This is a genomic window from Dactylosporangium fulvum, assembly GCF_025137375.1.
Classification (GTDB): domain Bacteria; phylum Actinomycetota; class Actinomycetes; order Mycobacteriales; family Micromonosporaceae; genus Dactylosporangium; species Dactylosporangium fulvum.
The window spans coordinates 7723225-7737312 of sequence record NZ_CP073720.1 but is presented as its reverse complement, the minus strand read 5'-3'; the positions used below and the strand labels follow the sequence as shown (position 1 = coordinate 7737312).

The following is a 14088-nucleotide window of genomic DNA, read 5'->3' as shown; positions in this document are numbered from 1 at the left end:
GAAAATTCTCACGGGGATGACCGGGTCGCCGGGTGTCCGGTCCCGGGACATGCTTGACACTCGCGTCCCACCACATGCTTTACACCCCTCAAACGGCGGTCGCACCCGCGTCGCTATCTGTGACTGCAGCCGCGCGTGCATCGCGGCATGTGCGTGCATTCGGGTGACAGCATCTATCCCAACCTGTTGACACATATCGGCTTGGTCCTGACGGCCTCGGCTGGTCCACGAGGCCAGAACCGACCCCATTGTGTTGGCTTGCGATACATTTTTAGCCATGCCGCCACCCCGGATAGTCGAGTCTGTCGATGTGATGCGGACGTCATTCGACAATCCTGCACAGCCGCGGCCGGTCCGTGTCTATCTGTGGGAGCCGCTCGTCCGGTCGGCGGATGGCCTGACACGGTTGATTCTGCTGTCGCACGGCACGGGGGCTTCCGGGCGCGACATGGCTTGGCTGGCGGAGCCGCTTGCGCAGGCGGGCTTCCTGGTCGCGGCGGTGGATCACCACGGCAACAATTGGGTCGACGGCTATGCGGCGCCAGGGTTCGTTTTCGTATGGGAACGTCCGGCCGACCTGCGGCATGCTCTGAACCTCATCGAGCGGGATCGCGACGTTGGCTGGGTGGGGGCAGCGGGCTTCTCGGCCGGCGGATATGCCGCTGCCGCGTTGGTCGGGGTGCGTCTCGATCCTGATCTCATCAGACTTCTCGCCGAAGGCGAGATTCTCGATCCGGCCGTTCCGGAGTATCCCGGTGCCTTCGAGTGGTTGCGACGCACCACCACACCCGACACGATCGGCGATCTGCTGAAGAGTGCGGGCGGCGACCAGAGCGACGATCGAGTACAGGCCGCCTTCCTCATTTGCCCCGGCGACGGTGGGATGTCCAGCGCTGCGAGTCTGCGGGCAGTGACCCGGCCGGTGGCGATCCGTTGGGCGGACGCCGACGTCATCACCCCGCCTGAGCAGACCGCCCTGCGATACCTCAAGTTGATCGGCGGGGCGCACGGGCAGAGTCTCGGTCGCCACGTCGAGCATCATCACCTTTTCCCCGACGTCAGCGAGGGGGCAGACGTGCGAGTGCGTGTCGGCGCCGAGGCCGTCGCCTACCTGGCTCAAGTCTCTGGCCTTGACCAGCCGTCATAAACAGCCACCGCCGCTTCTTGGTTCGAAGTTCGCACCTCATACCGCGCTGTTTCGGCACGAGCGCGTACTGGCTCCACGCGCCCACGATGGCGCTACCGAGCGCATCAAGCATGTCCGTGCACCCGATCAAGAGGTCGTAGCGGCAAGAGGCTCGAGTCCCGACGACGGCCGATGATGACGCTGGCCGTTCGGGCCACATTCCGGATGCCGGGGTTGCGTGGATTCCCTGGCCGTATTCGTACCGCAAACCGGCGTCCGTCATGCGTTGCGCGGCGCCGCTCAGGACGGGCCGTGAGCTGATCTTGCTCACGGCCCGTCCGGCGCACGGTTCGGTTTAGCCTGGCCGAGGCGCTGGTCACCGCCGTTCAGTCGCAGCGAGCCGGATCTGCGAGTCTCGGCGTGGTGGCCGCCCACCTCCAGGTGCGCCGTTCGGTGGTGTGATTGGTGCGGCGGTCCAGGTTGTTACCGGTTCGGTCGTAGCGCATGGTGGTGCGTGGGTCGGCGTGCCGGCAGCGATCTAGACGTTGCGGCGGCTGACGGCGGCATCGAGGATCGCCAGGAGAAGGGGGCGGGCCGGGCACGTCTGCTGACGGCGTCGAGCCACACCTGGTACCCGAGGCGTTGCCGTGGAGAATTGGGCGCTGCGGCAAGTACATCCGGGAGGGTCAATGACCGCGATGTCCGGCAAGGTGTGCCTGGTGACCGGCGGGACCAGCGGGATCGGCCGGGAGACGGCGGCCCGGCTGGCCGAGTTGGGGGCCACCGTGGTCGTCGTCGGGCGCGACGCCGAGCGAGGGCGAGCGGCCGTCAAGGAGATCCGGCATCGGGCGCCCGGCGCCGAGGTGGACCTCCTGACGGCTGACATGTCGAGCCTGGCCGAAGTGCGCCGGCTGGCCGCCGAGGTGCTGGAGAAGTACGACCGGCTCGACGTGCTCGACAACAACGCCGGTGTGATCATGCTCAAGCAGCAGTTCACGGTCGACGGCTACGAGACCATGTTCGCCGTCAACCATCTGGCGCCGTTCTTGCTGACCAGCCTGCTGCGGGAACGGCTGGTGAGCAGCGCGCCGGCCCGCGTGATCACGGTGTCGTCCAATGTGCATCGTTCGGCCAAGCAGATCCCGTGGGACGAACTGGCCCGCGGCGAGCCGAGCTACCCGCTGTCGAAACTGGCGAACATCCTGTTCACAGTCGAGCTGGCCAAGCGCCTGACCGGCACCGGCGTGGTCGCCAACTGCCTGCACCCGGGCCTCATCCGCACCCAGTTGGGCCGCGAGGCCCGCGGCGTCGCCAAGCTGCTCGTCGCGGCCGCCAAGCCCTTCATGGGTACCGTCAAGACCGGCGCGGCCACCCCGGTCTACCTGGCCAGCGCCCCGGAGGCGGCCGAGGTCACCGGAGGCTACTTCCTCCGCGGCAAGCAGATCGAGCCGAGCTCCCTGGCCCGCGACCCCGAGGCCGCCGCGCGCCTATGGACCCTCAGTGAGGAACTGGTGGCGTAAGCCAGGCCAAGATCGTCGCCATGTGGCGTGCTCGCCAGATTTGTGATCAATGGCCTGCGCAACGGCGTACGGACCGTGACGATCGACGTGAGCCACAGCACCGGCTCAGCGGCAAATGTGCGCGCGTTCGCTGTGCGAACGTCGGGCGGCGCGAAATTTTCCCAGCGGGGACGTCGGTGAACCGTCGGTAGGGTTCATGTCGTGGCCAGTTTCCGCTGCGGCGAGCCGCGTACGCGACGCCGACCTGGCGGTGCGTGATCGGCTGTTGGGCGGTGCCGTCGGCGCGGCGCAGGGCGAAGATCGCGGTCTGGGCGGTGGTGACGGCAGCAGAACGCGTTGACCAGTGCGATCAAGGAGTACGGGGCGCTGCGCCGCACCGTCTACGCCGCCCGTTACCTGGCCGACGAGACGTACCGGCGGCGCATCGCCCGGCAGCTGAACAAGGGTGAGAACCTGCACGCCCTGCGCCGCTCCCTCGCATACGCCGGGGAGGGAGCGCTGCGGCGCCGGCACCACGAGCAGCAGACCGAGCAGATGTGGTGCCTGACCCTGGCGACCAACGGGATCGTCTGCTGGTCGGCGGAGTACCACGGTCTCGGCGTGGCCGCCCTGCGCCGGGCCGACCGGCAGTTCGACGACGAGATCCTGGCGCACATCTGGCCGACCCACCACGAGAACGTGCACTTCTACGGCACCCACTCGGTCGACATCGACGGTGAACTCGCCCAGCTCGACACCGACGGCTACCGGCCGCTGCGGCTGACGAAGGTCGTCTCGGCAGGCAGCTGATCGACGTCTTCGTGAGCGGCGGCTGCTCTTGCGGGTCGCCGCTCACGTCTGAGGTCCACCGCGCGCCGCAGCCGCCGGGCTCTACGGGAAGAGGTACAGCTCGGGGCCGAGAGCGTCAACTGACGGCCTGGTTCGCGGAGAACCCCGGCTCCGGTAGCGACCCGACCGGCCGGGCCGTTCGCCGCCGCGATCGGTGTTCGAAACGCGGCAGTCGTCCCGTGTTGCTGCCGCCGGATCCGCGACGTGCTCGGCACATTGGACGAGAAACTTCTTTCTGGCGGCAACGTTTCAATGCGGTCACTGCGTAGGTAGTTGCTATGAGGATGTCGGCGAGGATGGTGAGGTCGCATGGACAGGCAGGACGACGAGGGGGTGACAGCCTTCGTCAGGGCTAGCTACGGTCGTTTGCTTCATGAGGCCTTTCTGCTCTGCGGGGATGCTGGCCGGGCCGAAGACCTGGTGCAGACCACTTTGGCGAAGACGGTCGTGGTGTGGTCGCGTCTGCAGCGGTCGGAGGGGATCGACAACTATGTGCAACGGACGCTGATCAATACCTACCTCAGCGCGCGGCGCCGCCGGGCCTGGTGGGAGCAGCCCTTCAGCCGGCTGGTGGAACGGCAGGCCCGGGACGAGCACGTGGGGGTAGAACAGCGGGACTGGCTCCGCCGGGCGCTGGATGCTCTGCCGGCACGACAGCGTGCCGCGGTCGTCCTGCGCTTCTATGCAGACCTGTCCGAGCAGGACGCGGCGCTGGCGTTGGGCTGTTCGGTGGGCACAGTCAAGAGTCTTTCGTCAAGGGGCCTGCGGGCTCTCCGCCAGCGTTGGGTCGAGGTCGACGCCACAGCTGAACACGAGGTGCGATATGCATAGCCAGACAGAGTTGCGTGACCGCCTCGCTGCCCTGGCCGAGCCGGTGAAACCTGTCGAGGGTTACGAAGACAAGGTTATGCGGCGGTCACGTCGGCTTCGCCGGCGGCGGCGGGTGACCGCCGGTGCGGCGGCCGCCGTGTGTATGGCAGTACTGGTGACCATGTTCAGGGTGGTCGGATTCGGCTCTGCGCCACAGCTTGCCGCACCGCCCCCGGACGGCCCGTTCCTGGGCTGGTCTGCCGTCGGTGACGTCGATGCCAGTCTGGTACGTGAGGCCACAGACGTCTGGGACGCTGCCGGGACAGGTGGGCCGCACACCGCTGTCCGGGCTTTCGTCGCGATGCGGAACGACCAACAATTGCACTCGATCGCGGTCTTGCAGGGTTACGACAAGCAGGGTGTCGCGCGGTTGGCGTTCTTCACCAGTGATGTGAGTGCGGCTGAGGCCTTGCGGCTACGGGCGGATCGGCCCGCACCCGACCCGGTCACGACTCAGGTGATCAGCCTGGTAAGTCCCCGGTTGACCGGACCGGGCGGAGCGGTCAGTACGGATGATTTTGGTACCTACGCCATCGCTGTTGCCATGCCAGGTGTCACTACAGTGCGAGTCTCGAATTCGATCATCGATGATGAGATGATCGGCGATCCCGACGCGCCGACCGGCCGCCTCGTTGTCCAGAGGTTCCCGCTGGCCGCGACAGCGCAATCAACGACCATCTCCGGATTTGTCAAGCCGAATCGACCGCTGGCCAAGATGGCGAAGGTGTTCGAGGTGCAAGGCGACGGCGGTGCCGACGACGACGCGCGAGGGGTGCCGGGCAAGGTGTTGGCTGCAACCGGCCAGCAGATCGTTGTGGCTGTCCAGCAGATCCAGGCGGTGCGGCGAGGCCAGCTCGCTGTTGTGGCCGAGGGTTTGGTCGGACGCGTGACCGCAGTTGACGTCCCGCGTGGCGAAGCGACAATTGACCTGGTTACCAGTACCGGATTCGCCGGCCCGGCGTACACCTACATCAGCGATGTGCCGGGCTCGGTGCGTGGCACCGGCACGAGTGTCGTCATGGAGCGCATACCGACAGGCGAGCAGAAGTATACGGTGAGTGCCGGAAATCGTGTTGTGATGCCGGATCCATGCCAGCCGAATGACCAAGTCGGCGCTGTTACGATTGGACGAGCTTCCTCGGCCAAGGCGTCGGAAGCCAGCAGTGTGGAACTGACACCGACGGTTGACCTCACCCACCTACGCGAAGTGTCAATTATGACGTCGTCCCCTGGCGGCGATTGCTAACGCCTAAGCGACCCAGTTGAGGGCCTAGATCAACTGCTTACCGTTGTTTTTGGTCTGGAAACTACGGGCGGCCCGAATTGCCACGGTCCTCGGCGTCGACAGGCCACCCGATTCCGAGTGGTTCGTGGGCATCGATTTTAAACGCCCTGTCATCGGCCATGAGCGGATGCGGCTCGTGCCGTCGGAGGTCACCGACCGTGACGTTGGGCCGCGATACGTCCAGACCCAACGTCAAGCAGCAGTTGGGACGGATTCGTCAAGCATCAACTGGGACTCGACATGACCGGGTCGCCGGCTCTCGGGTGCCCGTCGGCCGCGTGCCGCAGCGCGTGCTCGCAGTACCAGGATTCATCAGCACGGTGAGCAGGCGGAAGGCGCCGACGTGCCGAGCCGCGGGCACGAGGCCGGCGTAGACGAGCGGCGTCGGTCGGTCGTCGGGGTCGAGGAAGACCAGCCGGCCGGCGCGGGTCCCGATCTGATGGTTTGCAAGCGACGACGGGCGACTTAACGCACCGCGGCGGCCGGGAGCCTCAGATTGACGACGGCGCTGTCGTCGGTGTGGTGCGTGGCGATCTCGACGTGGTGGGCCCGCAGGATGTGGTGGGCGGCGGTGGTGGCGATGCTGGCCGTTGTCGGTGTTTGGGGCTGCGCGGTGTCGATGGGCTGGGTGATGAAGACGTCGATGTGCTCGCCGGTGTGGCGGGCGTCGACACGCAGGACCTGCCCCGGGGCGCTGGCGGTGACGGCGTCGTGGAGCAGCGCGGTGATTGCTTGGCGGGTCTGACGGGCATCGAGGATGATGCCGGTGTCGCCTTCGATGGTGAAGGCGAGGTCGACGCCGTGGATGGCCAGGTGCGGCGCGATGCGGTCGCGAGCCTCATGCAGGATCGCGAGCAGGCAGGTCGGTTCACTGGCGGTGTCGTCGCAGTCGTCCGGCTGGGCGTCGAGGAGGTTGAGGTGCTCGGCGAGACCGGCCAGACGCTGAGCCTGCCGGGCAATGGTCTGGACGATCTTGGCCTGCTGTGGGTTGAGGTCGTGTTCGGCGAGCAGTTCGGTGTAGCCGACGATGCTGCTGAGCGGTGCCCGCAGTTCGAAGGAGACCTGCTGCAGCGCACCGGCGGCCGGCAGGTCGGCGTCGGTGGATGCGGTGTCGCGGCGGCGAAGCCGCGCGGCGTAGCCGGCGGCGCCGATCAGCAGGAGCAGGCCCGGCCAGGTGAGCATGCCTCCGGTGCTGCGGGTGGTGTGGTGCAGGAACTGCACGGCGAGCCCGGCATGCGGCAGGGACGCCTGCACTCGGTACAGCGCGGAGCTGTCCAGGTCGACGGTCCATGGGTCGGTGGCGGTGTTGGCGTCGCCGCGGGTGCGCATCAGCAGGGTGCCGTCCTGGCGGCGCAGCTCCACGATGCGGTGCATGACCGGCGGGCCACCAGCCGGCAGGTATCCGGCCGGGGGCTGGAAGACGACGACGTCGCCGACGCGCAGGGCGTTGGCGCGGACGGGGACCGCGAGCACCAGGGAGTACTGCGGGATGGTGGGGTCCATCGAGCCGGTCAGGACCGGCTCGATGCGGGACTGGGTCACCGCGAGGGCGGCCGCGCCGGCGACGAACAGGATGGTTACGGCGAGAGCGACACGGAACAGCACGGTGTGCGCGAGGCGGGACAAGCGTGACGTCACGGTCGGTCTCCTTGCGGTTCAGCCGGCGGTACGGTTGGCACCGCCCGTGGGAAGGACGGCACTGGTGACGGTGAGGGTGATGCTGGCGGTGGCCAGGAATCCGCCGACCTTGACCTGCAGGTGGACCCGGCCGCCTGCCGGGATCGGCACGGCCTGGTATGCGAGCGTAGGCATCGGGGCCAACCATGTCGGTGCCAGCAGTGTCACCGCACCGGCGGGGCACGTGCCAGCCGTCCACGGTGTCGCACATGCCCGCACCCCGACCAGTGAGCCCAGCGGCAGGGCGGTGCCCGGCTGAATCTGACCGGTGTAGCTGGCCGGGGTGGCGCCAGTGTTGGTAAGCACCGGGTAGTCGGTGTCGACGAAGTTCACGATTGTGTAGGCGATGGTGTATGTCGTGGCAGCCGGGCCGGAGAAGCGGTACGCCGGCGCCGCCATCGTGTATGTCCCGGTCGGCTTGACGGTGCTGCTGACCCACTGAGCGTCGGCGGCGGGTGGCAGGCCGCTGCCCAACACCAGGCCTGCCACCACCGCCATCGCCACCCGCAGTGCTCGCCGGTGGGAGTTCTGGCGCATTGTGCCGCTACCCGGTCGTGCGGTCCCTGCCACCAGCGACCGGTGTGCTGCCGCTGATCGTGACAGTGAGGCTGCCCGTTTTGCCTTGGAACGTGCCCTGGTCCGCGGTCGGGCTGAGCAGGAACTTGTACCGAAGGTGTGCGGTGCCGCCCGCCCCCAGCTGCCCCAACGGGATCGCCGGAGACCCGGCCACGTCGCGTACCGCAGCAACCTGCACGAGGCTGCCCGCGCAGCTGCCGTCACCGGCCCACGCCGTGGAGCACGAGTCCACCGCCAGCTGCAGCCCACCGGCCGCGGCAAGAGCACCGCTGCTGTTCACGGACGCGGTGAAGTCCTGGGCCAGGCCGCCGGTGTTGACCAGGTTCGCGTAGCGGTACAGGTAGTCGCTGGGCAGCAGATTCGACACGCCGCTGCTGAACACGGTGCCGTTGGTGTCGGTGTGCGTCACCGCGACTGTCGCGGCCTGCGCGTTGCCGGTGCCGGCGTTCGCCGTGGCCACCCAGGACGCGAAGACACCCTGACTGGTCAAGGCGGCTCCGAGCACACCCACACCGCCGAGCACGAGCCAATGTTTGGCCCTGGATCGGCGAGCAACACCCTTCGTCCGCGCGGCACCCAGCATGACATCCCCTTCCTCGGCGACCGTGTCCCGTACCTCATCGGCCTGCCATCCGAACGGTTGAGACCGGCCACCAAACTCCCGACACCCGCAACCAACCGGCACCACAAGACACGGGCCGCACGGCTGACGCCCGGACGCGACAGCGTCCGTAGTGAAGTCCGCATGGCGCGGACAGTTGTCCGGCCGCGGCCTCACCGCGGGCCTCGCGGTCCTTCTTCACCCAGTTGGCGAGAGTGCCGTCGTTGATCCCCAGGTCAGGAACGTGATGCCCGCGCCTGCCAGGTCCGGTTCGCGTTGGGCTCGTATCGCGTGAGGTCGTGCAGGATCGGGGGCATCTCGTGTCCGGCCCCGGCCCGCACAGTTGGACACCCGCGGCCGCCGGGCGCGATACGACCGCGGGTGCCGTCGAAGCAGTGCCCCGACATCCTGCAGACGCGCCGACGGCCGGGTCAGTGGTAGGCGGCTTCGGTCCACAGATGGAGGAGCGCATACGAGCGGTAGGGCGCCCAGACGCTCGCTCGGCGTCCGGCTTCCTTCTGATCGAGGGCCAACGCGCGGCGTGCGACGAGATCGCCGGGAGCGAAGGTGTCGGGATGCTGAAGTGCGCGCACGAGCAGATAGTCCGCGGTCCCTGACCCGACTCCGGGGATTGCAAGGAGCATCCGGCGTGCTTCGTCGGCGGCGAGGCCTGCGAGTCGGTCGCCGTCCGCCCATTCGGTTGCGACGCGGGCGATGCGGCCGAACTACACGGCCTTGGCGCTAGTGGGCCACAGCGACCCTCTGGGGTTCGGCGTGCTGCAGTGCGATCCGCTGGAAGACCTCGGCCTGTGTCGGGTAGCAGTGAACCGTGTTGGCCAGCGCCTCCAAGGGCATCTGGTTCGTGATTGCCAGCGTAAGCTCGCTGATCATCTCACCGGCGTGCGCCGCCACAAGCGTCGCTCCTGCGATCTCGCCGCTGCCGCTGCGCGTGTAGATCACCCCGAATCCCTCCTCCTCGCCGTCGATGAACGCCCGCTCCACCTTGGCCAGGTCGAGCCGGTAAGCGTCGATGGCGACACCTTCGTTGCGGGCTCGGCGCGGTGTCAGGCCCACCTCGGCTACCTCGGGATCGGTGTAGGTGCAATGGGGAATGACGAGCTCCCGTGCCGGGCGATGCGCTCCATCCAGCGCGTTCGCGATACAGAGCCGCGCTGTCGCATTGGCCGCGTGTGTGAACTTCTGCGGGAAGGATGCATCGCCAGCGGCATAGATGTTGGGGTTGCTGGTGCACAGGTATTCATCTACCTCCACGCCGTCTCTGGCGACGTGTACCCCTGCCGCGTCCAGGTCCAGATGCTCCACGTTCGCCTTGCGGCCGGTGCCGAGCAGCAGCGCATCATAAGGCAGCTCGCGCGTCCCGCCAGGGCCCAGCGCCAGCAAACGGCCGGCGCCCGCCCGTACTGCCATGAACCCCAGATGGAGCCTTATCCCCTCCTGCTCGAACCGGCGACGGATCAGCTCACCGACCTCCGGCTCATCATGGGGCAGCAGGGTCCTGGGGTGGCTGATCAGGTCCACCTCGCTGCCGAGACGGCGGAAGGCCTGGGCCAGCTCGCATCCCAGCGGACCGCTGCCGATGACGACCAGCCTGGCTGGCAGCTCGGTCAGTGAGAAGACGGTCTCGTTGGTCAGGTACTCGCCGGTCCGCAGTCCCTCGATGGGGGGCACCACGGGGTCCGATCCGGTGGCGATCACAGCCTTCCGAAATCGCAGCAGCCGGCCCTCGACCTCCACGGCATTCGGCGCGGTGAAGCGCGTGTGCCCGAGGTAGACCTCCGCCCCCGCATGCTCGGCCACCTCGACCGCATCGCCTGAGCTGCTCAGGGAACGCATCCTGCGGACCCGATCCATGACCGAGCCGAAATCAGTTTGGGGTGGGGCGTCGAGCCGAAAGCCGAACTCGGCCCCGCGGCTCGCATCGTGTACCGCGCGTGCGCAGCGAATCAGCGCCTTGCTCGGCGTGCAGCCGAAGTTGACACAGGTGCCCCCGGTCAGTCGCTGCTCCGTCATAGCGACGCGGTGCCCGCCTCCGGCAGCAGTCGTGGCGGCGGTGAGGCCGCCCGGTCCGCCGCCGAGCACCACCAGGTCGTAGTCACCACCTTCGCGGTTGACCCAGTCAGATGGGTGGCCCTGGCGGATCGTCCGCTGGTTGTGAACGTCGTCGGGGTACAGCTCGATAGTCGTCATGGCGCATCCTCCGTTCGCCGAGGGCTGCCGTGACGCACACGTGTCAGGCGGGCTGTCGTACCGCCGTCCCAAGACGATTGTCGATCAGGTACCGCCAGAGTCCATCCGCGCCGCGGCGCGCGACATCGCTTGCCGTGCCTGCGACGTGCACGTGTTTGCCGTCGGAACCTGTGCCATAAATTGCCCAGTCCACCACGATCTCGGCGATATCGCCGGCAACGAACACATGGCGCGCCTTGGCCTCCAGCGGCAGGCCGAGGCTGAGATCGCGCTCGAGTTCGGCAGCGATCTCGGCGCGATCAGTGACGGTTCGCCCGTCGTCCGCGATGAGCACGGCTCCTTCGTACAAGGTCATCATCGCGCTGACCTTGCCGGAGTTAAATCGCTCAATCAGCGACGGGATGACGCCTTCGGGTTCAGTGGGGAGGGAATAGGACTCGGACATCTCGGTCTCCTGTTCGTGTTGGTTGAGCGGTCTCCTGTTCGTGTTGGTTGAACTGCGATGCGTCCCACGCTATAGCGCGGCTATAGCGCGGGTGATGGCCTGGCTGGAGGAGAATCCGCAGGTCATCTTCCATTTCACCCCGGTCGGGTCGGGCTGGATCAACCAGATCGAGACCTGGTTCGGTATCCTGACCCGCCAGTCGATCCGCCGCGGCACCTTCGGCTCGATCAAGGTCCTCATCAGCCAGATCCGCGTCTACATCGAAGACTGGAACACCAACTCCGAGCCGTTCGCCTGGACCGCCACAGCCGACGAGATCCTCGCCAAGTTCAACTCGTCCAGACCAACCGCCCGACGATCGCGTCCCCGAGTCCTCACGGACGAACGCGGATGATCGTCTTCCCCTTGATCCGCTCGGTCGGGTTGAGGGCGGCGACGGCATCGTCGAGGGTTGCGATGTTGCCGATGTTTGTCCGCAGTCGTCCGTCCCGCACCCGCTGGACGATCTCACTCAGTTGGGCGCGATCGGATTCGACAACGAAGTCGATCGCCAAGCCGTCGTCGGGCCGCGCCTCGGGCGGCCCGACGACGGTCACCAGTGTTCCTCCGGCGCGAATCAGGCCTGCGGACCGATTCTGGATGTCGCCGCCGATGACATCGAACACCAGATCGACGCCGCCGACGTCTTCCAGGGCGTCGTTGTCGAGGTCGACGAACTCCTGCGCGCCGAAGTCGAGCGCCTTCTGACGGTCGGCAGCGCGCCCCGTACCGATGACATACGCGCCGGCCTCGCGCGCGAGTTGCGTCACCATCGTCCCGACTGCGCCGGCCGCGCCGTGCGCGAGGACACTCCGCCCCGCCTGAAGGCGGCCGTGCTCGAACAGCCCTTGCCACGCGGTCAGGCCCGAGATTGGCAGGCTCGCGCCCACCGTGAAGTCGACGTCGCCCGGCAACGGCGCGAGGTTGCGTGCCTCGACGGCCACATACTCCGCCAGGGTGCCGTCGCGATGCCAGTCCGTGAGGCCGAACACCCGCTGTCCCACAGACAGACCGGTCGTGCCGTACCCGAGAGCGGTGACCACTCCGGCCAGCTCGTGCCCGGGGATCGACGGTGTTCGGTCACGGTCGACGCGATCGGTCCAGGTCGAGGGCCACGCCATCTCGGTCGGGACGAATCCCGACGCATGAATCTGAACGACGACGTCGTTTATCGCTGCCGGCGGCTCGGGCCGCTCCACCAGCGTCATCCCGGCCTTTCCCGCAGCCTGGTCCGTCACCACGATCGCCTTCATCCGGCACCTCCCTGTGCCCAGTCCTCGCCTGCACGGCATTTTCGGTTCACCAGTGTTAGTGGCACCAGACCTCGGCGTGAGAACTGTCCAGACACGTAGAGTGACGTCGTCCGGTACGAGCTGTCCGATAGCTCCGCAGAGTAGACGCTGATGGCCACGTACCCGGTCGGGTCGAGCACAAACTCGGTCAACTGCAGGTAGACAGGATCAGGGCCTGCCGGCCGGCCTCGAGGAACTGCTGCTTCCACACAGAACCCCTTGATCTCAGGGCCAACTAACCCCTGTGCCAAGAATTCTGACGCGCGACATTCGGCATCCACGAAAACACCGCCATCCGCTACGCCCACGCCGCACGCCAGATCATCGAACACGGCGCCGAGCAGCACGACTCCGGTTCGCCGCGAACATACGGCCGCAACCCGTCGCCGAACGCCGAACGCCCTCGGGTTCCCGATGAAGAACCTTCAGTTGAGCTGAACGCACGGCAGAGGCACGGTTCCGTAGGTGTGTCCGCGTCCCCAGGCAAAGTCGTCGACGCCCAGGACCACCACGGCCGACGTCATAGGCGGCTCGGGCAAGGCCCGGACCAGGCGCAGCAGCGTCATCCGTCCCACCTGCGCCCCGAGACGGTCCGTGAGTCTGGCACCGGCCCGTCCATCCAACGCCAAGGCCACCGCCTCCAACGTCCGCCGCGCCAGCGCACTGAACCGGCCCCGGCGTAGGGTCAGTCCATCGACCTGCTCACACTCACCGAATATCCTGCGCACGCATTCGGCCGCGTTACAGAAGAACCGCCGCACCCGCAGGTGGAGCACGGTCTCCCGACCCGTGATCGGCGAGTCGAGCAGCCGCCGCTCGTGCCGGCTATGCACTCGCCGTGACGGCGTCGAACAGTCCGGGCCCCTCGCCGCGACGCTGGTGGTCTCGGCGTGCACCCGCACCGTCGAGCCCTTCGTCAGCACGCTCGTGACGCGCAGCCCGGACAGGTTTGGGAAGACGACTGTCAGCAGCTCCACTATGGACATAGATCATGATTCGCCATCGATCACTCACGATCACCGAGACCGTGCCAGAGCCACTTCGTCCTGACGTTGACATCACCCTCCTGAGGAGAGAGGACAATTCCCGGTAGGGAGTCTGGGTGGTTGGATCTTGCGATCGGTTGACGGATCCGCAGGTGGATGGTCTGACAGAGGCCTGGCTGAGGCTCGTTTGGGTACGCGTTTCGCAGGCGCCCCCGAACGTGGGGTCGGTCGAGGACCCGGACGAGCCCCCGGACGCGGGCGGCTCTGCACGCATGGGTGGTGGTGTCTGCTGGGGTCATCGCCGGCGTTGCGGCGAACGGTCGAGGATGCGTGTATGTGGGCTGCGGTGTGTTCGGGTTGGACACTGTGGGGGTTGGCGGGTGTTGGCCGGTGCGGTGGTGCGTTCGGTGCCGCGCTTGCTGCTGGTGTTGTGCCGTTCGGCGGCTGTCTCGGTGGTGTCGGTTCGGGCCGCGGGCGGAGCAGTCAGCCGGCTTCGGTAGTGCGGTGCCGAGTATGGTGAGTTTTCTGAGGCGAGCGTCGTGTCCGGGTCGGGTTCCGCGGTCGTGTCGGTGGTTGTGATCTCGGCGGGATGGGCGCCGTGTGCCGGTGCTGCCGGCATCGGCAAGCATCAGCCC

The 14088-nt window shown here is 67.3% G+C and carries 13 protein-coding genes and 1 pseudogene; 6 read left to right on the top strand and 8 right to left on the bottom strand.

Features of this window, described 5'->3' with window-relative positions; translation table 11 throughout:
• The first annotated feature begins 277 nt into the window (after positions 1-277).
• The 5 genes and pseudogenes from Dfulv_RS35385 to Dfulv_RS35365 all read left to right on the top strand — a co-directional run bounded on the left by Dfulv_RS35385 (position 278) and on the right by Dfulv_RS35365 (position 5590).
• The gene (locus Dfulv_RS35385; RefSeq protein WP_259858177.1) at positions 278-1147 is read left to right on the top strand and encodes an alpha/beta hydrolase family protein; all 870 of its coding nucleotides are present in this window, start codon (positions 278-280) and stop codon (positions 1145-1147) included.
• Positions 1148-1815: 668 nt separating this feature from the next.
• Entirely contained in the window at positions 1816-2646 is an 831-nt protein-coding gene (locus Dfulv_RS35380; protein ID WP_259858176.1) for an SDR family oxidoreductase, read from the top strand.
• Positions 2647-2967: 321 nt separating this feature from the next.
• Positions 2968-3435 (top strand): annotated as a pseudogene (locus Dfulv_RS35375) (Tn3 family transposase); the annotation flags it as partial.
• Between the two features lie 348 nt (positions 3436-3783).
• Positions 3784-4305, top strand: coding sequence for a SigE family RNA polymerase sigma factor (locus Dfulv_RS35370; protein ID WP_259858174.1), 522 nt, complete (start codon positions 3784-3786; stop codon positions 4303-4305).
• Positions 4298-5590 (top strand): rod shape-determining protein MreC, encoded by a 1293-nt coding sequence (locus Dfulv_RS35365; protein WP_259858173.1) that lies wholly within the window; start codon positions 4298-4300, stop codon positions 5588-5590. Before Dfulv_RS35370 ends, Dfulv_RS35365 begins: the two co-directional genes overlap by 8 nt.
• Before the next feature lie 504 nt (positions 5591-6094).
• Here Dfulv_RS35365 and Dfulv_RS35360 read toward each other — a convergent pair.
• The 6 genes from Dfulv_RS35360 to Dfulv_RS35335 all read right to left on the bottom strand — a co-directional run bounded on the left by Dfulv_RS35360 (position 6095) and on the right by Dfulv_RS35335 (position 11136).
• Positions 6095-7267 carry a signal peptidase I gene (locus Dfulv_RS35360; protein ID WP_259858172.1) on the bottom strand — a complete coding sequence of 391 codons (1173 nt, stop codon included), beginning with the start codon at positions 7265-7267 and terminating at the stop codon, positions 6095-6097.
• A gap of 18 nt (positions 7268-7285) precedes the next feature.
• Complete coding sequence (locus Dfulv_RS35355; RefSeq protein ID WP_259858171.1) at positions 7286-7843, bottom strand: hypothetical protein; 558 nt, start codon at positions 7841-7843, stop codon at positions 7286-7288.
• A gap of 7 nt (positions 7844-7850) precedes the next feature.
• A complete protein-coding gene (locus Dfulv_RS35350; RefSeq protein WP_259858170.1) occupies positions 7851-8372 on the bottom strand; it encodes a hypothetical protein in 522 nt (173 codons plus the stop codon).
• 542 nt (positions 8373-8914) lie between these two features.
• On the bottom strand, positions 8915-9076 hold the full coding sequence (locus Dfulv_RS35345) for a hypothetical protein (protein WP_259858169.1): 162 nt from the start codon (positions 9074-9076) through the stop codon (positions 8915-8917).
• A 148-nt stretch (positions 9077-9224) separates the two neighbouring features.
• Positions 9225-10691 carry an FAD-dependent oxidoreductase gene (locus tag Dfulv_RS35340; RefSeq protein ID WP_259858168.1) on the bottom strand — a complete coding sequence of 489 codons (1467 nt, stop codon included), beginning with the start codon at positions 10689-10691 and terminating at the stop codon, positions 9225-9227.
• Positions 10692-10734: 43 nt separating this feature from the next.
• A complete protein-coding gene (locus tag Dfulv_RS35335) occupies positions 10735-11136 on the bottom strand; it encodes a YybH family protein (protein ID WP_259858167.1) in 402 nt (133 codons plus the stop codon).
• Positions 11137-11230: 94 nt separating this feature from the next.
• Here Dfulv_RS35335 and Dfulv_RS35330 point away from each other — a divergent pair, with 94 nt between their 5' ends.
• Positions 11231-11530: a hypothetical protein gene (locus Dfulv_RS35330; protein ID WP_259858166.1), complete on the top strand. Its 300-nt coding sequence runs from the start codon at positions 11231-11233 to the stop codon at positions 11528-11530.
• Here the strand turns inward: Dfulv_RS35330 and Dfulv_RS35325 are convergent.
• Positions 11511-12428: an NADP-dependent oxidoreductase gene (locus Dfulv_RS35325; RefSeq protein ID WP_259858165.1), complete on the bottom strand. Its 918-nt coding sequence runs from the start codon at positions 12426-12428 to the stop codon at positions 11511-11513. The two genes, Dfulv_RS35330 and Dfulv_RS35325, sit on opposite strands and share 20 nt — an antisense overlap.
• A gap of 464 nt (positions 12429-12892) precedes the next feature.
• Positions 12893-13444, bottom strand: a complete 552-nt coding sequence (locus tag Dfulv_RS35320; protein WP_259858164.1) for a transposase family protein — start codon at positions 13442-13444, stop codon at positions 12893-12895.
• Positions 13445-14088: the final 644 nt, after the last annotated feature.

What these genes read in the sequence shown, in the direction of transcription:
- Dfulv_RS35385 (WP_259858177.1), top strand. Translation starts at nt 278, where the DNA reads ATGCCGCCACCCCGGATAGTCGAGTCTGTCGATGTGATGCGGACGTCA.
- Dfulv_RS35380 (WP_259858176.1), top strand. Translation starts at nt 1,816, where the DNA reads ATGACCGCGATGTCCGGCAAGGTGTGCCTGGTGACCGGCGGGACCAGC.
- Dfulv_RS35370 (WP_259858174.1), top strand. Translation starts at nt 3,784, where the DNA reads ATGGACAGGCAGGACGACGAGGGGGTGACAGCCTTCGTCAGGGCTAGC.
- Dfulv_RS35365 (WP_259858173.1), top strand. Translation starts at nt 4,298, where the DNA reads ATGCATAGCCAGACAGAGTTGCGTGACCGCCTCGCTGCCCTGGCCGAG.
- Dfulv_RS35355 (WP_259858171.1), bottom strand. Translation starts at nt 7,843, where the DNA reads ATGCGCCAGAACTCCCACCGGCGAGCACTGCGGGTGGCGATGGCGGTG.
- Dfulv_RS35340 (WP_259858168.1), bottom strand. Translation starts at nt 10,691, where the DNA reads ATGACGACTATCGAGCTGTACCCCGACGACGTTCACAACCAGCGGACG.
- Dfulv_RS35335 (WP_259858167.1), bottom strand. Translation starts at nt 11,136, where the DNA reads ATGTCCGAGTCCTATTCCCTCCCCACTGAACCCGAAGGCGTCATCCCG.
- Dfulv_RS35330 (WP_259858166.1), top strand. Translation starts at nt 11,231, where the DNA reads ATGGCCTGGCTGGAGGAGAATCCGCAGGTCATCTTCCATTTCACCCCG.
- Dfulv_RS35325 (WP_259858165.1), bottom strand. Translation starts at nt 12,428, where the DNA reads ATGAAGGCGATCGTGGTGACGGACCAGGCTGCGGGAAAGGCCGGGATG.